Source organism: Stenotrophomonas sp. YJH_SMC_21 (assembly GCF_059369555.1).
This window is the reverse complement of record NZ_JCAFSU010000004.1, coordinates 23,946-43,771: the sequence shown is the minus strand read 5'-3', so window position 1 is coordinate 43,771 and position 19,826 is coordinate 23,946. Positions and strand designations below refer to the sequence as shown.

Below are 19,826 nucleotides of genomic sequence, written 5' to 3'. Positions count from 1 at the left end.
TCTTCGTAACGACATCGCCCCTGCGCCATGGCTTCGCCCGCGCCCACCGCCACGCTGTGCCAGCTCGCCCGCCAAGGGTGGCCACTGCTCGTGGCCGTGCTGCTGACGTTGCTTCTGGGCTGGTCGGCCTTGCACGAAGGGCGTGGCGGCGATCCGGCTGCGCATGGCTGGCAGGCACACGCTGAAGATCTGCTGCAGGCGATGCCGCTGCCGCAACCGCCAGCCGACGAATGCCCGCAGCACGCCGCACCAGCACCGGAGACTCCGTTCGATGGCGAGGGCACCTCGCCCTGCACCGGTCTGGTCCCTGCACGCGCCGCTCTGGTCGCGCGTATCCCGCTGTGGCGCTCCGACGCCCTGCGCTGGCAGTTGCATGATCCCGCGCTGCGGTTGAACCCCGGCCACGCACCGCCCGCACCGCACGCCAGCTGAGGCGCCCTGCGGCCGTTGCCGTGCGCCTGATTGCGTTTCCCGCCAGCCGAGCCTGGCCCGGCTCTACAGCACCCACTTCCCGCCTGTCGCCGCATGCCCATCTGCGCCGGCTCGCGCTCGCCCTTTCCCGATCCAAGCCACTACCCACAGTCATGACCCACATCACGTCCCGCAAGCACGCCCCGCGCGTTTCCCTGCTCGCCACCGCCACCCTGGCCGCGGGCTTTGCTCCGCTGGCTGCGCAGGCTGCCGACGGCGCCGACGCCGGTTCCCGCAACGCCACCGAGCTGGACAAGGTGCAGGTGCGCGGCAGCTGGTTCAACCCGTCCTCGCCGAAGTTCACCGCCGAGCTGCTGGACACCCCGAAGTCGGTGTCGATCGTGTCGGAGAAGCTGATCGCCGAAACCGGTGCGACCAACCTGCAGGATGCGCTGCGCATGGTGCCGGGCATCACCTTCGGTGCCGGCGAAGGCGGCAACCCGACCGGTGACCGCCCCTTCATCCGTGGCTTCGATTCGCAGAGCAACGTGTTCGTCGACGGACTGCGCGACGTCGGCTCGCAGACCCGCGAGATCTTCGACCTGGAGCAGGTGGAAGTGGTCAAGGGCCCGAGCTCGGCCTACGGCGGCCGTGACTCCGGTGGTGGCAGCCTGAACCTGGTGAGCAAGACGCCGAAGCTGAAGAACGAGACCAGCGCCAGCATGGGCATCGGCACCGACAGCTACGCGCGCGGCACCGTGGACGCCAACTACGTGCTGGGCGATGGCATCGCCGCCCGCCTGAACCTGATGAAGCACGAGTCGGACATCGCCGGCCGCGACGCCGCCAACGTCAGCCGCTGGGGCATCGCGCCGTCGATCGCTTTCGGCTTGAACGGCCCGGCGCAGCTGATCGCCAGCCACTACCACATGCAGAGCGATGACCTGCCGGACGCGGGTGGCTTCCCCTACAGCAATCCGTTCTCCAGCGGCCCGAACGTGGCCAAGAACGGCGATGGCCGCCCGATGGTGCCGGACCGCAACAACTACTACGGCCTGGTCGACCGTGATTTCCAGCGCACCCGCGCCGACATCAGCACCCTGGATGCCAGCTACGACTTCGGTGGCCACAAGCTGCGCAACATCGCGCGCCTGGGCAACACCAGCAACGACTACCTGTGGACCCAGCCGGACGACAGCAAGGGCAACCCCAACCTGTACGGCACCTTGTGGCGTCGCACCAACACCCGTGCGGTCGACGTCAAGAGCTTCGCCGACCAGCTGGGCCTGACCGGTGCGTTCCAGACCGGCGCGCTCAAGCACAGCTACAGCGCGGGCGTGGAGTACAGCGACGAGAAGATGACCCGTGGCAGCTACCTGATGTCGCCGGGCACCGCCAATCCCCTTGAAAACAGCGCCAACAGCACTCGCTGCCAGGTGTCCGGCGCGGCCACCGGCTACAACTGCACCGACTTCAACAATCCGAACCCGAACGATCCGTGGGCGGCCGGTCAGATCGTCTATCGCAGCGACAAGGCACTGGACGTCGAGCAGCGCACCAAGACCACCTCGGCCTACGTGTTCGACACCATCGAGCTCAATGAGCAGTGGATGATCAACCTCGGCCTGCGCTACGACGACTTCCGTACCACCCTGACCACTCCGGTGGCCGGCAAGGCACCGACCCGCGTGCGCAACAGCAACGACTTCCTGAACTACCAGGCCGGCGTGGTGTTCAAGCCGGCCGCCAACGGCAGCATCTACCTGTCCTGGGGCACCTCCTCGACCCCGCCGGGCATGGACGGTGGCGACGGTTCGGACGGCCTGAGCGCCGCCGTGGCCGACCTCAAGCCGCAGGACACCAGGAACCTCGAGCTGGGCACCAAGTGGGACCTGTTCGACAAGCGCCTGAACCTGACTGCCGCGATCTTCCACACCGTGATGAACAACGCACGCGTGACCATCGACAATGGCACCAGCCAGAACGCCGGCAAGAAGGAAATCAACGGCTTCGAGCTGGGCTTCACCGGCCAGCTGACCGATGCCTGGAGCCTGTACGGCGGCTACACCTACCTGGACTCGGAACTGAAGGACAACGGTTTCGTCTGTGGCGCACCGGTGGGCCGCACCTGCCCGTCCAACGTCTACGTGCCGTCGCCGAACAACGGCAACGAGTTCCCGAACACCGCCAAGCACAGCGCCAACCTGTGGACCACCTACCGCTTCCCGATCGGCCTGACCATCGGCGCCGGTGCGTTCTACTCGGACAAGCAGTACGGTGACGTCGCCAACACCAAGTGGATTGCCAGCTACACCCGCTTCGACGCGATGGCCAGCTACGCGATCCAGGACAACATCAGCCTGCAGCTCAACGTGCAGAACCTGACCGACAAGACCTACTTCACCAAGGCCTATGCCTCGCACTACGCGAGCATCGCCCCGGGTCGCTCGGCCACCCTGGCACTGAACGTGAAGTTCTGATGTAACTGCGCTCCACCACGGCGGCAGTCTCTCCTGCCGCCGTTTTTGTTTCCGGCGATACTCACCCCATGGCAACCCGTACCCCCATCGACAGCGATGCTCTGGCCGCGCTGCTGCAGCACGATCCGCAGGCTGCCTTCGCACGCGTGCGCGACGCCGCGCAGGCCGGGCAGGTCGAGGCACAACTGCTGCTCGCGCAGATGCACATGGAAGGCAAAGGCACCACACAGGACGCCTCGGCGGCACGGCTCTGGTACGAAACCGCCGCCAACAACGGCGCGCCGATGGCGATGAACATGCTGGGCCGCTGCCACGAACTGGGCCAGGGCACCGCCCCCGACCCGACACTCGCCGCGGTGTGGTACCGGCGCGCGGCCGACACCGGGCTGGACTGGGGCCTGTACAACCTGGCCAACCTGCTGGCCACCGGCCGCGGCGTGACCCAGGACCGCGCACAGGCACTGGCCCTGTACACCCGTGCCGCACACCTGGGCCATGCCAAATCGATGAACCTGCTGGCCCGCCACCTCGAAGACGGGCTGGATACCGCACCCGATCCGCAGGCAGCGCTGGCCTGGTACCAGCGCGCGGCCGAAGCCGGTGATTTCCGCGGCCAGGCGAACTACGCCTCGATCCTGCTGCAGGCCGGCCAGGTCGAGCAGGCCGTGCACTGGCTGCGGCTCGCACTGGCCCACGGCAGCCCGGCGTTCATGGCGCACATCGTGCCCGAACTGGCCGCGTCGCCGCATCCACAGGTCCGCGCCCTGGTCGCGCCGCCGTCCCTCTGAGGAGTCCCGCATGCTGCTGCACATCCCCGACATTCTCAGCGCCGACCAGGTGGCCGACTTTCGCCGCCGACTGGATGCCGCCGACTGGACCGATGGCCGCGAAACCGTCGGCCATCTGGGCGCGCAGGCCAAGCACAACCAGCAGCTGCCCGAGGCCTCACCGCTGCGTCGCGAACTGGGCGAGATCATCCTCGTCGCACTGGCCCGGCACCCGCTGTTCTTCAGCGCCGCGCTGCCGCTGAAATACCTGCCGCCGCGCTTCAACCGCTACAGCGGTGGCGGCACCTATGGCTTCCATGTTGATGGCGCGGTGATGAACCTGGCCAACGGCGAACAGCTGCGTTCGGACATTTCCTGCACCCTGTTCCTGTCGGCGCCGGACGAGTACGAGGGCGGCGAACTGATCATCAGCGACACCTACGGCGAGCACGAAGTGAAGCTGCCGGCCGGCGACCTGATCGTGTACCCGTCCAGCAGCCTGCACCAGGTGCGCCCCGTCACCGCCGGCGCGCGCGTGGCCTCGTTCTTCTGGGTGCAGAGCATGGTCCGCGACGATGTGCAGCGCCGCCTTCTATGGGAAATGGACGGCTCGATCGAGCGCCTGCGGCAGACCGGCGGCGACGCCGAGGCGGTGCTGCAGCTGACCGGCGTGTACCACAACCTGCTGCGGCGCTGGAGCGAGGTCTGAGCCCGGTCGGGCTGGCCTGCGACATTTTGGCAATCATTCTCATTTGCAACAGCTAACAGCTCTCATTACAATCACGCCCCGTTGATGCCGGCCGCTGCCGGCAGACCCCTGGGGACCCCTGCTTGCTGCGCCCGCTTCGCCCTCGTCCACTCATCCATCGCAAGATGGGCACCGCAATGCGCGGCCAGCGTCCTGCGCTGGCCAGCCTGCTGGCGTGGGTGGCGATGCTGGCGTTGCTGCTGGGCACCCTGCCGCTGCTGCCGCATCCGGCGACAGCGGCGACCGTGCAGGTACCGCTGGAAGAACGCGGCGGCGAAGGCCCATTGCAGGAAGAAGCCCCGGCCAAGCTGCGCCGCTGTGCCTCCACCCCGGTGAAAGCGGCCGAGAAGGCACGCCCGCCGTTGCTGCTGGCCAGCCAATGGCTGCGCACCGAGCTTGAACTCGTACCCGCCACGCCGGCCATGCCCGGCGTGCGCCCGGACTGGCCGCTGGCTGCTCCGGACACGCCTTGGGCCGATGCGCCCGGGCGCCGCCAGCAACGCGGCCAGGCGCCGCCGCTCGCCTGATTCACGGCCCCGCGTGACCGCCTGCGCGGTCGCGCCCGCGCGCCGCTGCCTGCTTCATCCCTGCCGCCCCTGACCGGGCCTCCCCGTGCATGCCGCGCCGTTCGCGCCTGGCATCGCACCACCCTGCAACCTTCGAGGTTACTGCCATGGCCCAGCGCCATCGTGTCCGTTCGTCCCTGTCCCGTACCCTGCTGACCAGCGCCGTGCTGGCAGCCATGACCGCCCCTGCCTTCGCCCACGGTGACGCTACCGGCGCGCCACAGACGCTGGACAAGGTGGTGGTCACCGCCTCCGGCTTCGAGCAGAAGGTGATCGATGCACCGGCCAGCATCAGCGTGGTCAGCCGCGAAGAACTCAGCAAGCGCCCCTACACCAACCTGGTCGATGCGCTGCGCGACGTCGAAGGCATCGATGTCGGCCTGGAGGCCACCGACAAGAACGGCCGCGCCACCATCTCCATGCGCGGCCTGCCGTCCGAGTACACCCTGGTGCTGATCGACGGCCGCCGCCAGAGCAATGTCGGCCAGCTGTACCCGAACAATTTCGGTGGCGGCCAGTTCGCCTACCTGCCGCCGCTGGACGCGATCGAGCGCATCGAAGTCGTGCGCGGCCCGATGTCCACGCTGTATGGCTCGGACGCGATGGGTGGCGTGATCAACATCATCACCCGACGCAACCAGGACCGCTGGCACGGCGCCGTGACCCAGGGCTTCACCGTGCAGCAGGATGACCAGTTCGGTGATGCGCGCACCACCGACCTGTACCTCAGCGGCCCGCTGCTGAAGGACCGCCTCAGCCTGGCGGTCCGCGGCAGCTACTACGACGCCAAGGCCTCCAATCCGGAGTGGGACGCACTGACCCTGCCCGACGGCAGCCTGTGGGAGCGCAGCATCGGCTTCGGCGGCGGTGGCAAGTCGGTGGCCAACACCAACTGGAATACCGGCGTGCGCCTGGACTTCCGGGTCAACGATGACCACGAACTGTGGCTGGACTACGACGTGTCGCGGCAGAAGTACGACAACAGCGAAGGCCAGACCGGCACGCTGGACAGCCTGGCCAGCCTGTGGCGCGTCGGCAATGCGGTCATCCCCAACCCGAACGGCAGCGGCACCGTCACCCGCCGCGTGGTGCAGCCGCGCGTCGGCTACACCGCCTACCAGCGCTACGAGCGCGATCAGCTGTCGCTGACCCACCAGGGCCGCTACAGCTTCGGCACCTGGCAGACCTCACTGACCCACAGCAAGAGCAGCAACCTGGGTCGTTCGCTGCCGCTGACCCTGGACGAGCGCGCCAACCTGCAGACGCTGTGGAATGACGTCTGCCGCCGCACCGGTGCCGCCAACAACTGTGCGGCCGGCCGTGGCAATGCCCTGGCCGCGCTCAACCCGAGCGAGATGGCGCGCCTGCAGGCGTTCCTGCCGCGTCCGCTGCGCACCATGGAACTGGAAGGCTACGTGCTCGACACGATGCTCGACCTCGACTTCGGCGCGCACAAGCTGACCGTCGGCGGCCAGTACAACGACACCGACATGATCGACGGCGTGTTCGGCATGGATGGCGCCGGTTATCGCAGCAACACCAGGCAGAAGCACCGCATGTGGGCGCTGTTCGCCGAGGACAACTGGGCGCTGACCGATACCCTCACCGCTACCTTCGGCCTGCGCTACGACGACCACAACGTGTTCGGCAGCCACGTCAGTCCGCGTGGCTACCTGGTGTGGAACGCCAGCGATGCGTGGACCTTCAAGGGTGGCGTCAGCACCGGCTACAAGACCCCGCGACCGGACCAGTTGTTCCCGGGCATCACCGGCTTTGGTGGCCAGGGCGTGCTGCCGCTGGTCGGTTCCCCGAACCTCAAGCCTGAAACCAGCACCAACTACGAGCTGGCCGCCTACTACGAAGGCCAGCGCTGGGGCTTCAACGTCACCGGCTTCTTCAACACGTTCGAAGACAAGATCGCCAGCGGCGGAACGTTCCCGAACTGCGAAGTGGCGCGCGCCGGCAGCGGCTACTGCGTAGACATCGGCCCAGGCTGGGCAGCACTGGGCTACAGCACCTTCACCCAGAGCGTGAACATCGACAAGGCCGAGACCCGCGGCGCGGAACTGGCCGGTCATGTCGACCTGCTCGACACCCTGCAGCTGCGCGGCAACTACACCTGGACCAGGAGCGAGCAGACCAGCGGCCCCGACAAGGGACGCCCGATCTCAGGCACCACGCCGGCAAAGCACATGGCCAACGCCAGCCTCAACTGGCAGATCAACGAAGCGATCAGCCTGTCGCTGATCGGCGAAGGCCGCTACGACCGCTATCGCGACACCCTCATCGACAGTGCCGGCACCCGCCACGTGCGCTATTACGAGGACTACACGATCTTCCACCTTGGGGGCAGCTGGAAGGCTACGCCGTGGCTGACGGTCAATGCACGGGTCAACAACCTGTTCGACAAGGACTTCGTTTCGCAGTCGTGCCTGCTGCTCAATCCCAGCGAGTTCAGTTGCGTGGATGACTACGCGACCAAGGACCAGCGCCGCAGCTACTGGATTTCGTTGAACGCGAAGTTCTGATCGCCGCGCACCGGCAGTGCCGGCCACTGGCCGGCATTGCCCTGCCCTGGTGGGTGCCGACCTTGGTCGGCACCGCTTCATCCACGCATGGCGTGGATCTACCGATCGGTAGTGCCGGCCGCTGGCCGGCAACCCGCCAGACCTGCTCCAGGGATACAGAACGACACGCAATTGCGAGCTATTCTCATCAATGATGTAATGGGCAGTCCCCGTCCGCCTCGAACCCTGCCGTGAGCCGTCCTGCCTCTTCCACTGTGCAGCAGCAACAGAACCGTGGCTTCTGGCTGCGGACGCTGCACTAGTGGCACTGGATCAGCTCGGCGGTGTGCCTGATCGGCATGCTGCTGTTCGCGGTGACCGGCCTGACCCTCAACCATGCCGCGAAGATCGAGGCCAAGCCCGAGGTGCAGAACCAGCATCTTGAACTGCCGGCCGCGCTGCTTGGACAGCTCGGCACGCGCGAAGACGGCAACGCACCGATTCCGCGCCCTGCCCGGCAATGGCTGGACACGCAGCTGGGCATCGCCATCGGCGGGCGACCGGCCGAGTGGTCGCCCGAAGAGATCTACCTGTCGCTGCCGCGCCCCGGCGGCGACGCCTGGCTGAGCATCGATCGCGAGACCGGCGCGGTGGAATACGAATCGACCTCGCGCGGCGCGGTGTCCTACCTCAACGATCTGCACAAGGGCCGCAATGCCGGCCCGGCATGGGGCTGGTTCCTGGACCTGTTCGCCGTGGCCTGCCTGGTGTTCTGCATCACCGGCCTGTTCCTGCTGCACCTCCATGCACGGCAGCGGCGCATGACCTGGCCGCTGGTCGGCCTCGGCCTGATGATCCCGCTGCTGATCGCCCTGCTGCTGATCCACTGACTTTTCCCCCTTTCCGGAGCCGCCCCATGCGCGTCACCCTGACCATCGCCCTCAGCGGCCTGCTGGCCACCTCGCCGGCCTATGCCACCACCCTCGACATCAACGTCGAAGTGCCCAAGCTCAACGTGGCCGAATACCACCGCCCGTATGTGGCCGTGTGGCTGGAAGGCGCCGACCAGAAGGTCGCGGCCAACCTCTCGGTCTGGTACCAGCAGACCAGCAACAGCGAAGGCCACGGCACCAAGTGGCTGCCCGACCTGCGCCAGTGGTGGCGCAAGAGCGGCCGCACCCTGCAGGTGCCGGTGGACGGCGTGACCGGTCCGACCCGCCCGGCCGGCAAGCACGCACTGTCGTTCAATGACAGGCAGCCGGCACTGAAGCAGCTGGCCCCGGGCAACTACACCCTGGTAGTGGAAGCGGTGCGCGAAGTCGGCGGCCGCGAACTGCTGAAGATCCCCTTCACCTGGCCGGCCACCGCCGCGCAGAACGGCAAGGCGCAGGGCGCCACCGAACTGGGCCAGGTCACCCTCGCCGTCAAACCATAACTGCCTGAGCCGGGGTCGAGTCCCTTCCGCAGGAAGGGCTCTGACCCCATCGCCGTATCCCCCGGGGTCAGAGCCCTTTCCGATGGAAAGGGATCCGACCCCTTCCAACTGGAGTCTTCCGCATGAAGCGCACGCTCGTCCTCGCCGCCGCCCTGGCCGCTGCCCTTCCCTTCTCCGCCCTGGCCCACAAGGCCTGGCTGCTGCCCTCGCAGACCGTGATCGCCGGCAACGCGCCGTGGATCACCGTCGACGGTGCGGTCTCCAACGATCTGTTCTACTTCAACCACGTGCCGCTGCGCCTGGAATCGCTGGTGATCACCGCACCGGACGGCAGCACCGTGCAACCGCAGAACGCGTCGACCGGCAAGTACCGCAGCGTGTTCGACATCGAACTGAAGCAGCCGGGCACCTACCGCATTGCGTCGGTCAATGACGGCCTGTTCGCCACCTACGAGCAGAACGGCGAGCGCAAGCGCTGGCGCGGCAGCGTTGCCACCTTCGGCGAACTGCCGAAGGACGCGAAGAAGCTGGAAGTGAGCCAGTCGGTCGGCCGCGTGGAGACCTTCGTCACCAACGGCGCGCCGAACGATACCGCGCTGAAGCCGACCAACCGTGGCATCGAGCTGGTCGCCGTCGGCCACCCGAATGATCTGTTCGCCGGCGAGGAAGCCACCTTCCGCGTGCTCGTCGATGGCAAGCCGGCGGCCGGCCTGGAATTCGAGATCGTGCGTGGTGCCACCCGCTACCGCAACGCACAGGACGAGCTGAAGGTCACCAGCGATGCCAAGGGCGAGATCAAGGTGACCTGGCCGGAAGCCGGCATGTACTGGCTGGAAACCGGCACCGAGGACAACAAGACGTCGGTGAAGCAGGCCGCCAAGCGCCGCCTGAGCTACGTCGCCACGCTGGAAGTGCTGCCGCAGTAATGACGTGGACCGCGATGCCGGGCAGCCCGGCATCGCACCCGCAACGCATCACCATGACCGATTCCCTGCTCGACATCGCCCGCCTCGGCGGCACCACCATGGGCACCACCTGGAGCGTGTCGCTGGTCGCGCCGCGCCAGCGCGACCTGCACCCGCTGCACGCCGGCATCCAGGCGCGGCTGGACGAAGTGGTCGCGCAGATGAGTACCTGGGAGCCCGGTTCGGACCTGAGCCGCTACAACCGCGCCGACGCGGGCCAATGGTGCGTGCTGCCGGCCGAGACCCGCCACGTTCTGGCCTGCGCACAGGCGATCGCGTCCACCAGTGGCGGCGCCTTCGATCCCACCGTCGGTCCGCTGGTTGCACTGTGGGGCTTCGGTGCGCATGCCGGTGAACGCCGCCAGCCCGACGACGCTACCCTGCAGGCCACGCGCGATCGCTGCGGTTGGCAGCGCCTGCAGTGGCAGGACGATGCGCTGCTGCAACCGGGTGGGCTGGAACTGGATCTCTCCGCGATCGCCAAGGGCTTTGGCGTCGACCATGTCGCTGCGTGGCTGCGCACACAGGGCATCACTGCCGCGCTGGTCGAAGTCGGCGGCGAACTGGCCGGCTACGGCCGCAAACCGGACGGCCAGCCATGGCGCGTGCTGGTGGAGTCCGCGCCGGAAGAAGATGCGCACACCAACAACCCGCCGCGGGTGCTGGCGCTGGAGGGCAAGGCGGTGGCCACCTCCGGCGATCGCTGGCACCAGTACCAGGTCGATGGCGAGGCCTACAGTCACAGCCTGGACCCGCGTTCGGGCAGACCGGTGCGCCAGGTTGCCGCGGCAGTCACCGTGGTGGCCGACGACGCCATGCACGCCGATGCCTGGGCCACCGCACTGACCGTGCTGGGCCGCGAACAGGGCATGGCGCTGGCCGAGCGCGAAGGCCTGGCTGCACGCTACCTGCAGCGTGCAGCAGACGGCCCGCAGGAATTCCTCAGCAGCGCCTTCCAGCGCCTGCTCGACGAGCAGAGCCCATGAGTACCCGGCCGTCGCGCGCGTGGCTCGGCAACGCGCTGGTCCTGCTTCTGCTGGCGCTGATCGGCTGGGCGCTGCTGCGCCTGCACCTCGGTGAGGCCTGGTGGCAGGGCGCGCCACCGGCGCGGCAGTCGCAGATCGCGGTGCTCTCCACGGTGCTGTACGCGCTGGCCTGCGCTGCATTGTGGTGGCGTGGGCGCCCGCGCGACGATGCCGCAAGCGGAGACACCGCGCCCATCCTGCTGGCCTGGTCCAGCCAGACCGGCTTCGCCCGCGAACTGGCCGAACGCAGTGCCGAGGCCCTGCGCGGTGCCGGCGTGCCCGTGCGCGTGCGCGGACTGCATGAGGTCGACCCCGTGTTGCTGGCCGACAGCCAGCGCGCGCTGTTCATCGCCAGCACCACCGGCGAAGGTGATCCGCCCGACCACGCCCTGCCGTTCCTGCGCGGGGTGATGGCCACGCCGCCCTCGCTGCAGCATCTGCACTACGGCGTGCTCGCACTGGGCGACCGCAGCTATGGCCACTTCTGCGGATTCGGTCACCAGCTCGACCAATGGCTGCGCCGGCACGGCGCGCATCCACTGTTCGATGCAATCGAAGTCGACAACGCCGATCCGGCGGCGCTGCGCCATTGGCAGCAGTTGCTGGGACAACTCGGCGGTAACGCCAGCGAACTGCCCGACTGGAGTCCGGCCGAGTACCAGCCGTGGACGCTGCTGCAACGCGAGCATCTGAACCCGGGCAGCCCCGGCGGCCCCGTGTATTGGTTGCGCCTGCAGCCCCCAGCCGACGCAGAGGCGCAATGGCAGGCCGGTGACATCGCCGAAATCGGCCCACAGCACGCATCGCACACCGTGCGTGCCTGGCTGGACACACAACGCTTTGACGCGGACATCGTGCTGGATGACGGACAGACGTTGCTGGCACGCGTCGCGCGCTCGCACCTGCCCTCATTGGTTCCCCCGGGTGATCTGCCTGCATTGCTGGCGACCCTGCAGCCGCTGCCGCATCGCGAGTACTCGATCGCCTCGGTGATGGCCGACGGTGCGGTGGAGCTGCTGCTGCGCCGCCAACTGCGCGCCGATGGAACACCGGGCATCGGCAGTGGCTGGCTGTGCGACCACGCGGCCATCGACGAACCGGTGCAGCTGCGTCTGCGCCGCAACGACAATTTCCATGGCGTGCCCGCCGATGTGCCGCTGCTGCTGATCGGCAACGGCACCGGCATCGCCGGCCTGCGCGCGCACCTGCACGAACGTGCCCGGAGTGGCGCGCGCCGCACCTGGCTGCTGTTTGGCGAGCGTACCGCCGCGCACGACTTCCACTTCGGTGAAGAACTGCAGGCGATGCTGGCCGACGGCACGCTGGCGCGGCTGGATGCGGTGTTCAGCCGAGATGGCGGCGCGCATCGCTATGTGCAGGACCGGCTGCTGGCCGAAGCGGCAACGCTGCGGCAGTGGGTGGATGAAGGCACGACGATCCTGGTCTGCGGCAGCCTGCAGGGCATGGCCCCGGCGGTGGATGCGGTGATCGAGCAGGTGTTGGGTACTGCGGGCAAGGAAGCGCTGTTGCTGGCCGGTCGTTACCGGCGCGATGTGTATTGAACGAACCGTCGGGGTCGGATCCCTTTCCGCAGGAAAGGGCTCTGACCCCAACCACAGCCGCACCATGACGGCGTGCCCAGGCATGATGACAACCGCACAGCTGTAGATCCACGCCATGCGTGGATGGCGCCCACCGGCGCCCAGCAATCATCCCGCTGCTGCACTGACCCGTATCGCCAGCAACTCGCCACCGCCCTGCAACGCGTGCCGCTGACGTTCGCCGGCCGCCAACCATGCGGTATCGCCCGCCTGCAGCGCCGGCAGCCCGCTGTCAGCACCAAACTCCGCCTGACCGGCCAGCAGATGCAGCGCCCAGGCCACGCCCGGTTCGCAGAAGAAGAACATCGCGCCCACCAGCGGCCGGTGCAGCAGTTCGGCCTGCAGCAGCTCGCGCTTCCACATCAGGTTGAAGTCGTGGGTGGTGCCATCGACCAATTCCCCGTGCAGTGTCTCCTCACCAGCAAACCGCACTCGTCCGTGTGGCGGCAGCACTTCCGCCACGCGTCCATCGTCGAAGCGCAGGCGCACGCCATTGCCCTGCAGCAACACCAGTTCGCGCTCCACGCCGGGGAAGGCAGAGAACGCGGCATCCTGTTCGATTTCGGCCACCGACAGGCGCAGCGCCCAGTCATCCCCCTGCGCGGGCAGGCGCAGGATCTCGCGGGTCCAGCCCAGGCCGTTGCGCCAACGTTCGCGGCGGTAGTCCAGGCTGGAGATCACCTGGCTCGGAGTGTGCAGCAGGGAGTCGATGTTCATCGGCGCATTGCATCATGCCGCGCGCCGTCGTGCATCACCGCGTGGCGAGCGTGCCCTGGCCACCGCACCCGCCGGCCAGCAGCTGCGAGTGCTTCAGCCAATCCTGGTCGGGGTAGTAAGCAAACACCATCGTGCCGCCACGCAACGCATCGATCAGCGGCCTGGCCACCGACAGGCGCACCGCCGGGCAACCCAGGCTGCGGCCCAGCCGCCCCTGCAGCTGCGCGGCAGCCGGGTTCACGTATGGCGCACCATGGATGACGATGGCTCGGTCACGCGCGCGGTCGTTGAAGCCCGGTTCCAGCCCGGCCAGGCGCAGCGAATATCCATTGCCACCCATGTAGGTCTCCTGCGCGGTGAACGCGCCGAGGCTGGACATGAAACTGCCATCGCGGTTGGAGAAGTGCTCGGTGCGGTTCTCGCCACTGTTGCGGCCATGCGCCACCCACTCCTCGAACAGCAGGCGCTGGTGGGCCAGGTCGAACACCCACAGGCGCGGCTCGGTGGACGGGCGCGAATAGTCGATCACGCTGAGGCGATCACCATTGATGCCCAGTTCCGGCCGCTGCAGCGCACAGCGCATGGCGTGCGCCGCCAGCTGCAACACGTGGCGGTCGGCCTTGGGCGCACTGCGCGACAGCAGGGCAGCCAGATCATCGGCGCTGGTGGCAAGGGCGGGCGTCTGTGCCAGCGCCGGGGCGCTGGCCGAGGTCGCCAGCAGGCCGAACGCGGCCAGCCGGCACAGGCGGGATGCAGTCATGGGCACAACGAGGGCACTCAGTTGCCCTTGAGGGTGGACCCTGGCGGCTCGGATTCCAAGACCGGCTGCATTCCGGATTCAGCCGGGCTTGGGCGGACCGCCGGCAGCGAGGTCACCAGCAGGGTCGTGCCCGGCACCAGCACCTGGTACAGCTGGCGGGCGAAATCCGGCGGCAGCGCCATCGGCAGCGAGGGCGTGGCCAGCAGGTCCGGCGTGGCCTGGGCACGGTCCTGGCCCAGCAACGGGTAGGCCGTCCACTGGTGCAGGCGCTGGTTCACGTCCAGCGGGCTGGGGGTGTCGCTGTAACCCTGCCCCATCACGAACAGCGTGGTGCCCTGGAACGCCGGCAGGGCGTCAGCCTTCAGCGGCGACTCGCCGATCATCACGCCATCGCGCAGCACGTACAGGCGCTGGTCGTGCAGGCTGACCAGGATGCCGACCTGCCCGGCCGGCGCCGCGCTGTCGTCCCACCAGGCCTGTGCCGGGGCTCCGCCCTCGGCCTCCGGCAGCGCCTGACCGCGCGCGTTCACCGGCGCCAGCACCGACGGATAGGCCAGGGTCATCGGTGAGCTCTTGGCATCGGCCACGACCACGGTATCGCCGCGCTGGGTTTCGCTGAACAGCTTCTGCGCGAAGGCCTGCGGCAGGCGCACGCAGCCGTGCGAGGCGGGATGCCCGGGCAGGCTGCCGCCATGCAGGGCGATGCCGTCCCAGGTCAGCCGCTGCATGTACGGCATCGGCGCGCTGTTGTAGAGGTTGGACCTGTGGTCCTTGTCCTTCTGCAGGATGGTGAACACGCCGGTCGGCGTCTCGTGCCCGGCCTTGCCCGAGCTGATCGTGGTCAGGCCGATGGCAATGCCGTTGCGGTAGACGTAGGCGCGCTGCTCATCGAGGCTGACCACCAGCACGATCGGGCCGGTCGGCGAGATTTCCGGATGCCAGAGGTATTCGCCCGGCTTGAGGTCGGTCGGCCCGCGCACTTCAGCGCTGCTGGCTGCGGCAGCCGTGGGCTTGGCAGCCGCTGTCGGCGCAGCGGCATGGGCCAGCAGCGGCAGGGCCAGTGCAAGGGCGAGCATCAGGGTGGTGGGGCGGAGCGGGAGCATCCAGCGGGAGTCCTTTCCATGCGGTGCGGCCACCGTACACCATCGGCCCGTGGTGGCCGCGGCAAAACCAGGCGCCGGAAATGAAACTGCCCGGCGACACAGCCATGTGTCGTACCGGGCAATCGTTACGTCCTTGTCGGCCTGCTGCCGCCCCCTCGCATCCTGCGCTGTGGGGGTAGCGTTGCATCCTGCACGCGGCCGCGTCTGTCCTGTTTGTATCTCAGCCCCTTCCACAGGTCTGTGATGCCACCATCCTGGTGATTGGTGCCGCGTCCTGCGGCGGTCGGTGGTCACGGCCGTCCTGTCCGTGACCGCTGAACCAGCTTCCTGCCGGTTCCGACGATTCCTGCTGTCAGCGCCTCGGTACGGTCCGCACCGGTACCGATCCGGGTACCGGATCCGCCGGCAACAACCTGTTGCCTACGGTGATCCGCTGTCGATTCCGTTCGACGATTGCTTTCCCTATCCCCTTCACCTGCGTCAGGTCCTCGACGCGATGAAACGGGCCGTGTCTGCGCCGGTGCTCGACGATCGCCTCGGCCTTGGCGGCTCCGACCATCGTCAATCCCTGCTGCAGCGCCTGGGCATCGGCGCGGTTGATGTCGATCGGTTCGGCGGCATGCGCCCCAGCGATCCCCATGACCAGCACCAGTGCCCTCAACACGACAAACCAAGGCACAACGTGTATCTCCTTGTGATTCTGGCCGCCCCGACCGGCAATCCCGTCGGTAGGAACAGTGTCCGTCACCACATGCACACAGCCTATCGGTTTCCCGGATTTCCGTAAGCCAGCCAAATACCCGACGTGATGTAGGAAAAACCCTACCCGTGGCACAGGCGTAGAATGGCCGGATCAGCCCATGCAACCGGAGTTTCAGATGGACAGCGCCAAGCTCGGCCAATTCGTCAATGACAAGTGGGACAGCGAGATCGTCCCGCAGTTGGTCGACTACATCCGCATTCCCAACAAGTCGCCGATGTTCGACGCCGATTGGGTGCAGAACGGCTACATGGAACAGGCGGTCACGCTGATGGAGAACTGGGCCAGGGCCCAGCAGCTGCCTGGCCTGAAGGTTGAAGTGGTGCGCCTGGAAGGCCGTACCCCGCTGATCTTCCTGGAAATTCCGGCCACCGGCGCCGAGACCGGCGACGACACCATCCTGCTCTACGGCCACCTGGACAAGCAGCCGGAAATGACCGGATGGGACGACGACCTCGGCCCGTGGACCCCGGTCCTGCGCGGCGACAAGCTGTATGGCCGCGGCGGCGCCGATGACGGCTACGCCATCTTCGGCTCGCTGGCCGCCGTGCTGGCGTTGCAGGCCCAAGGCCTGCCGCACGCGCGCTGCGTGGTGCTGATCGAAGCCTGTGAAGAGTCGGGCAGCTACGACCTGCCAGCCTACGTCGACCACCTCGCCGACCGCATCGGCAAGCCGTCGCTGGTGGTCTGCCTGGATTCGGGCTGCGCCAACTACGACCAGTTGTGGTGCACCACCTCGCTGCGCGGCCTGACCGGCGGCAATTTCACCGTGAAGGTGCTCAACGAAGGCGTGCATTCCGGCGATGCCTCCGGCGTGATCCCGTCCAGCTTCCGCCTGCTGCGCCAGATCCTTTCGCGCATCGAAGACCAGGAGACCGGCCGCATCCTGATCGACGGCATGAACGTCGAGATCCCGGCCGAACGCCTGGAACAGGCCAAGCGCGCCGCCGAAGTGGTGGATACCGAGATCTTCGAGAAGTTCCCGATGGTCGACGGCCTGCGCCCGATGAACGAGGACCTCACCGAGCTGGTGCTCAACCGCACCTGGCGCCCGGCGCTGTCGGTCACCGGCGTCGGTGGCATGCCGCCGCTGGAATCGGCCGGCAACGTGCTGCGCCCACAGACCTCGGTGAAGCTGTCGCTGCGCCTGCCGCCGACGGCCGATGGCAAGACCTGCGGCGAGCTGCTGAAGGAAGTGCTGCTGCGCGACCCGCCGAACGGCGCGCAGGTCACCCTGGACCTGGAAAAGGCCTCCACCGGCTGGAACGCCCCGGCCATGGCGCCGTGGCTGACCCAGGCCATCGACGACGCCAGCCAGGCCTTCTTCGGCAAGCCGGCGATGTACATGGGCGAAGGCGGCTCGATCCCGTTCATGGGCATGCTGGGCGAGAAGTTCCCGGGTGCCCAGTTCATGATCACCGGCGTGCTCGGCCCGCACTCCAATGCGCACGGCCCGAACGAGTTCCTGCACATCCCGATGGGCAAGAAGGTCACCGCCTGCGTGTCCAAGGTGATCAGCGAGCACTACGCGGCCAGCCTGCGCGGCGAGACCAGCGGTTCGCCGGTGGCTGCCGACAGCGGCACCCGCCACGGCGACCACGGCTGCTGCTGATCCTGCACCCGTGACGGACGCAGCCTGGCCTTGCTAGGCTGCGTCCACCCTTGGCGGAAATCGCGCGCATGAATGGTCTGTTCGGCAGCAGCAGCTGGCTCTACATCATCCTGGTCGGCTTCTTCGTCGGCCTGCTCGGGCGTTTCCTCATGCCCGGCAACAACCGCATGGGCTGCCTGCTGACCATCGTGCTGGGCATCCTTGGCGCCCTGGTGGCCGGCTGGTTCGGCCAGTACATGGGCTGGTACGCCCCCGGTGAGCCGGCCGGTTTCCTCGGTGCGGTCGTGGGTGCGGTGGCCGTGCTGGCCGTGCTGCGCCTGTTCAGCGGCCGTCGCTGACCCCGTCCCTCCTTCCCTTCCTGTTCCCGACGTTGGCGCGCCCGGCGCGCCCGGATATGCCTGCATGACCGAACCCGCCTCCGATCCCCAGCGCAGCGCGCAGCGCCTGCAGTGGGCCCGTGCCCAGCTCGATGATGCCAGCGCGGTGGTCGAACGCGCCTCGGTCGATGCCGGCATGCGCAGCTACTGGCGTACCACCAGCACCGGTGGCAGCCACATCGTGATGGATGCACCGCCGGGACTGGAAGATCCGCGGCCGTGGCTGCGCATGCGCGGCCTGCTGCACGACAACGGCCTGCGCGTGCCCGCGCTGCTGGCGCAGGATCTGGATGCCGGCTTCCTGCTGCTGGAAGATCTCGGCGGCCCGACCCTGGCCAGGATCCTCGACGAGCGCAATGCCGATGAATGGTTCGGTCGTTCGATCGAACAGCTGCTGCGCCTGCAGGCGATCCCGGTGCCGGCCGACTTCGGCCAGTTCGGCGAGGCGCTGCTGCAGCGCGATGCCGGCCTGTTCGATGAATGGTTCCTGCAGCGCCACCTGAACCTGGAGCTGGACTGCGGCGAGATCGAAGGGCTGCAGCTGGTACACCGCCGCTTGATGGACAACGCGCTGGGCCAGGCCCAGCTGATGACCCACCGCGATTACATGCCGCGCAATCTGATGCCGGTCGAAAATGGTCCCGCAGTGCTGGATTTCCAGGACCTGGTGCGCGGCCCGATCGCCTACGACGCGATGAGCCTGTTCAAGGACGCGTTCCTTAGCTGGCCGCTGGAGCGTGTGGACGAGTGGCTGGCGCAGTATCACGAGCGCGCCCGCGACGCCGGTCTGCCGGTGCCCGACCGCGCCACCTTCCTGCGCGATGCCGACTGGATGGGCATCCAGCGCCACGTGAAGATCCTGGGCCTGTTCTGCCGGCTGCGTTACCGCGACAACAAGGGCCATTACCTCGACGACGCACCGCGCTTCGTCACCTATCTGGATGAAGTACTGCCGCGCTATCGGGAACTGGCACCGCTGCAGCAGCTGCTGGACGAGCGCATCAAGCCGGCGCTGGCCGAGCTGGGTGCACCGATGCGCGTGGCCCGATGAAGGCGCTGGTCTTTGCCGCCGGCCTCGGCGAGCGCATGCGCCCGCTGACCCTGCACACGCCCAAGCCGCTGCTGGAAGTGGCTGGCAAGCCGTTGATCGTCTGGCACCTGGAACGCCTGGCCGCACTCGGCGTGCGCGAGGTGGTGGTCAACACCGCATGGCTGGCCGAACAGTTCCCGGCGACGCTGGGCGATGGCAGCCAATGGGGCCTGCACCTGCATTTCCTGTACGAAGGAGCGACCCCGCTGGAGACCGGCGGTGGCATCCTCAACGCCCTGCCGGTGCTGGGCGATGCCCCGTTCCTGGTGGTGAACGGCGACATCTGGACCGATTTCGATTTCGCCACGCTGCCGCGCGAGCCGCGGGGCCAGGCGCACCTGGTGCTGGTCGACAATCCGGTTCAGCACGCGGACGGTGACTACCGCCTCGATACGCAGGGGGTGCTGCACCACGATCGCGAAGGACCGTGCCTGACCTATGCCGGCATCGGCGTGTACCGTCCTTCGATCGTGGCCGACTGGCGCACGGTGATCGGCGAGGCGCCGGGCAGCGAGCGGCTGCCGCCGAAGTTCTCGGTGGTGCCGCTGCAGAAGCATTTCATGGCGCAGGGGTTGATGACGGGACAGCACCATCGGGGGCGCTGGACCGATGTCGGCACCGTGGATCGGCTTCGTGCGCTGGATGCTGAGTTGGCGGCGAACGGCTGAGCCCCTCGTGGCTGGTCGCTCAAATCAACAGCCGTGCTTGGCCGGGCGGTGTGGGTTCGCGGGGGACGCCGTGGACCCGTCCCTGGGGGCTTGGCCGCGGCATCCATGCCGCGGACACCCCCGCGAACCCACCCCGCCCGGCCTCTGACAGTTTCCGTGGGCGTCCAGCCACGGAAAAGAAAAAAGAAAAGCAAAAGCGGGTCGCTTCGCTGCGCTTGCTCTGGTGACGACCAA

Annotated in this window: 19 protein-coding genes; 15 read left to right on the top strand and 4 right to left on the bottom strand. The window is 67.8% G+C overall.

Features of this window, described 5'->3' with window-relative positions; translation table 11 throughout:
* The first annotated feature begins 27 nt into the window (after positions 1 to 27).
* The 11 genes from AC5P67_RS07705 (at position 28) to AC5P67_RS07655 (ending at position 12,466) form a co-directional block, all read left to right on the top strand.
* Positions 28 to 432, top strand: a complete 405-nt coding sequence (locus tag AC5P67_RS07705) for a hypothetical protein (protein ID WP_049448608.1) — start codon at positions 28 to 30, stop codon at positions 430 to 432.
* Between the two features lie 152 nt (positions 433 to 584).
* Positions 585 to 2,891, top strand: a complete 2,307-nt coding sequence (locus tag AC5P67_RS07700) for a TonB-dependent receptor (RefSeq protein ID WP_005408426.1) — start codon at positions 585 to 587, stop codon at positions 2,889 to 2,891.
* A gap of 68 nt (positions 2,892 to 2,959) precedes the next feature.
* On the top strand, positions 2,960 to 3,679 hold the full coding sequence (locus tag AC5P67_RS07695; protein ID WP_087803694.1) for a tetratricopeptide repeat protein: 720 nt from the start codon (positions 2,960 to 2,962) through the stop codon (positions 3,677 to 3,679).
* A 10-nt stretch (positions 3,680 to 3,689) separates the two neighbouring features.
* Positions 3,690 to 4,367, top strand: coding sequence for a Fe2+-dependent dioxygenase (locus AC5P67_RS07690; RefSeq protein ID WP_012510312.1), 678 nt, complete (start codon positions 3,690 to 3,692; stop codon positions 4,365 to 4,367).
* 164 nt (positions 4,368 to 4,531) lie between these two features.
* On the top strand, positions 4,532 to 4,933 hold the full coding sequence (locus tag AC5P67_RS07685) for a hypothetical protein (protein WP_099498038.1): 402 nt from the start codon (positions 4,532 to 4,534) through the stop codon (positions 4,931 to 4,933).
* Between the two features lie 146 nt (positions 4,934 to 5,079).
* Positions 5,080 to 7,500, top strand: a complete 2,421-nt coding sequence (locus AC5P67_RS07680; RefSeq protein WP_005412519.1) for a TonB-dependent receptor domain-containing protein — start codon at positions 5,080 to 5,082, stop codon at positions 7,498 to 7,500.
* 311 nt (positions 7,501 to 7,811) lie between these two features.
* Positions 7,812 to 8,369 carry a PepSY-associated TM helix domain-containing protein gene (locus AC5P67_RS07675; RefSeq protein ID WP_495214576.1) on the top strand — a complete coding sequence of 186 codons (558 nt, stop codon included), beginning with the start codon at positions 7,812 to 7,814 and terminating at the stop codon, positions 8,367 to 8,369.
* Positions 8,370 to 8,395: 26 nt separating this feature from the next.
* On the top strand, positions 8,396 to 8,914 hold the full coding sequence (locus tag AC5P67_RS07670; RefSeq protein ID WP_005408420.1) for a DUF2271 domain-containing protein: 519 nt from the start codon (positions 8,396 to 8,398) through the stop codon (positions 8,912 to 8,914).
* A 122-nt stretch (positions 8,915 to 9,036) separates the two neighbouring features.
* Positions 9,037 to 9,840, top strand: coding sequence for a DUF4198 domain-containing protein (locus AC5P67_RS07665; protein WP_005408419.1), 804 nt, complete (start codon positions 9,037 to 9,039; stop codon positions 9,838 to 9,840).
* Between the two features lie 53 nt (positions 9,841 to 9,893).
* Entirely contained in the window at positions 9,894 to 10,865 is a 972-nt protein-coding gene (locus AC5P67_RS07660) for an FAD:protein FMN transferase (RefSeq protein ID WP_099527784.1), read from the top strand.
* On the top strand, positions 10,862 to 12,466 hold the full coding sequence (locus tag AC5P67_RS07655; RefSeq protein WP_087803690.1) for a sulfite reductase subunit alpha: 1,605 nt from the start codon (positions 10,862 to 10,864) through the stop codon (positions 12,464 to 12,466). The genes AC5P67_RS07660 and AC5P67_RS07655 overlap by 4 nt, the downstream gene beginning before the upstream one ends.
* 147 nt (positions 12,467 to 12,613) lie before the next feature.
* Here the strand turns inward: AC5P67_RS07655 and AC5P67_RS07650 are convergent, their stop codons facing one another.
* The 4 genes from AC5P67_RS07650 to AC5P67_RS07635 form a co-directional block, all read right to left on the bottom strand.
* The gene (locus AC5P67_RS07650) at positions 12,614 to 13,222 is read right to left on the bottom strand and encodes a HutD/Ves family protein (protein ID WP_005412516.1); all 609 of its coding nucleotides are present in this window, start codon (positions 13,220 to 13,222) and stop codon (positions 12,614 to 12,616) included.
* Between the two features lie 34 nt (positions 13,223 to 13,256).
* A complete protein-coding gene (locus tag AC5P67_RS07645) occupies positions 13,257 to 13,982 on the bottom strand; it encodes a murein L,D-transpeptidase catalytic domain family protein (RefSeq protein WP_005408415.1) in 726 nt (241 codons plus the stop codon).
* A gap of 17 nt (positions 13,983 to 13,999) precedes the next feature.
* The gene (locus tag AC5P67_RS07640; RefSeq protein WP_049459154.1) at positions 14,000 to 15,085 is read right to left on the bottom strand and encodes a L,D-transpeptidase; all 1,086 of its coding nucleotides are present in this window, start codon (positions 15,083 to 15,085) and stop codon (positions 14,000 to 14,002) included.
* Between the two features lie 352 nt (positions 15,086 to 15,437).
* Positions 15,438 to 15,764: a ComEA family DNA-binding protein gene (locus AC5P67_RS07635; RefSeq protein ID WP_024958219.1), complete on the bottom strand. Its 327-nt coding sequence runs from the start codon at positions 15,762 to 15,764 to the stop codon at positions 15,438 to 15,440.
* A 199-nt stretch (positions 15,765 to 15,963) separates the two neighbouring features.
* On the opposite strand from AC5P67_RS07635, the gene AC5P67_RS07630 reads away from it, so the two are divergent.
* The 4 genes from AC5P67_RS07630 (at position 15,964) to murU (ending at position 19,592) form a co-directional block, all read left to right on the top strand.
* Positions 15,964 to 17,457 (top strand): M20 family metallopeptidase, encoded by a 1,494-nt coding sequence (locus AC5P67_RS07630; protein ID WP_099527779.1) that lies wholly within the window; start codon positions 15,964 to 15,966, stop codon positions 17,455 to 17,457.
* 68 nt (positions 17,458 to 17,525) lie between these two features.
* Positions 17,526 to 17,795, top strand: a complete 270-nt coding sequence (locus tag AC5P67_RS07625; protein ID WP_099498037.1) for a GlsB/YeaQ/YmgE family stress response membrane protein — start codon at positions 17,526 to 17,528, stop codon at positions 17,793 to 17,795.
* Positions 17,796 to 17,859: 64 nt separating this feature from the next.
* Entirely contained in the window at positions 17,860 to 18,885 is a 1,026-nt protein-coding gene (locus AC5P67_RS07620; RefSeq protein WP_495214454.1) for an aminoglycoside phosphotransferase family protein, read from the top strand.
* On the top strand, positions 18,882 to 19,592 hold the full coding sequence (murU, locus tag AC5P67_RS07615) for an N-acetylmuramate alpha-1-phosphate uridylyltransferase MurU (protein WP_005408409.1): 711 nt from the start codon (positions 18,882 to 18,884) through the stop codon (positions 19,590 to 19,592). Before AC5P67_RS07620 ends, murU begins: the two co-directional genes overlap by 4 nt.
* Positions 19,593 to 19,826 lie beyond the last annotated feature (234 nt).

Excerpts from the sequence above, each read along its gene's own strand:
- AC5P67_RS07705 (WP_049448608.1), top strand. The coding sequence starts at position 28 with ATGGCTTCGCCCGCGCCCACCGCCACGCTGTGCCAGCTCGCCCGCCAA.
- AC5P67_RS07700 (WP_005408426.1), top strand. The coding sequence starts at position 585 with ATGACCCACATCACGTCCCGCAAGCACGCCCCGCGCGTTTCCCTGCTC.
- AC5P67_RS07695 (WP_087803694.1), top strand. The coding sequence starts at position 2,960 with ATGGCAACCCGTACCCCCATCGACAGCGATGCTCTGGCCGCGCTGCTG.
- AC5P67_RS07690 (WP_012510312.1), top strand. The coding sequence starts at position 3,690 with ATGCTGCTGCACATCCCCGACATTCTCAGCGCCGACCAGGTGGCCGAC.
- AC5P67_RS07685 (WP_099498038.1), top strand. The coding sequence starts at position 4,532 with ATGGGCACCGCAATGCGCGGCCAGCGTCCTGCGCTGGCCAGCCTGCTG.
- AC5P67_RS07680 (WP_005412519.1), top strand. The coding sequence starts at position 5,080 with ATGGCCCAGCGCCATCGTGTCCGTTCGTCCCTGTCCCGTACCCTGCTG.
- AC5P67_RS07670 (WP_005408420.1), top strand. The coding sequence starts at position 8,396 with ATGCGCGTCACCCTGACCATCGCCCTCAGCGGCCTGCTGGCCACCTCG.
- AC5P67_RS07665 (WP_005408419.1), top strand. The coding sequence starts at position 9,037 with ATGAAGCGCACGCTCGTCCTCGCCGCCGCCCTGGCCGCTGCCCTTCCC.
- AC5P67_RS07660 (WP_099527784.1), top strand. The coding sequence starts at position 9,894 with ATGACCGATTCCCTGCTCGACATCGCCCGCCTCGGCGGCACCACCATG.
- AC5P67_RS07655 (WP_087803690.1), top strand. The coding sequence starts at position 10,862 with ATGAGTACCCGGCCGTCGCGCGCGTGGCTCGGCAACGCGCTGGTCCTG.
- AC5P67_RS07650 (WP_005412516.1), bottom strand. The coding sequence starts at position 13,222 with ATGAACATCGACTCCCTGCTGCACACTCCGAGCCAGGTGATCTCCAGC.
- AC5P67_RS07645 (WP_005408415.1), bottom strand. The coding sequence starts at position 13,982 with ATGACTGCATCCCGCCTGTGCCGGCTGGCCGCGTTCGGCCTGCTGGCG.
- AC5P67_RS07640 (WP_049459154.1), bottom strand. The coding sequence starts at position 15,085 with ATGCTCCCGCTCCGCCCCACCACCCTGATGCTCGCCCTTGCACTGGCC.
- AC5P67_RS07630 (WP_099527779.1), top strand. The coding sequence starts at position 15,964 with ATGGACAGCGCCAAGCTCGGCCAATTCGTCAATGACAAGTGGGACAGC.
- AC5P67_RS07625 (WP_099498037.1), top strand. The coding sequence starts at position 17,526 with ATGAATGGTCTGTTCGGCAGCAGCAGCTGGCTCTACATCATCCTGGTC.
- AC5P67_RS07620 (WP_495214454.1), top strand. The coding sequence starts at position 17,860 with ATGACCGAACCCGCCTCCGATCCCCAGCGCAGCGCGCAGCGCCTGCAG.
- murU (WP_005408409.1), top strand. The coding sequence starts at position 18,882 with ATGAAGGCGCTGGTCTTTGCCGCCGGCCTCGGCGAGCGCATGCGCCCG.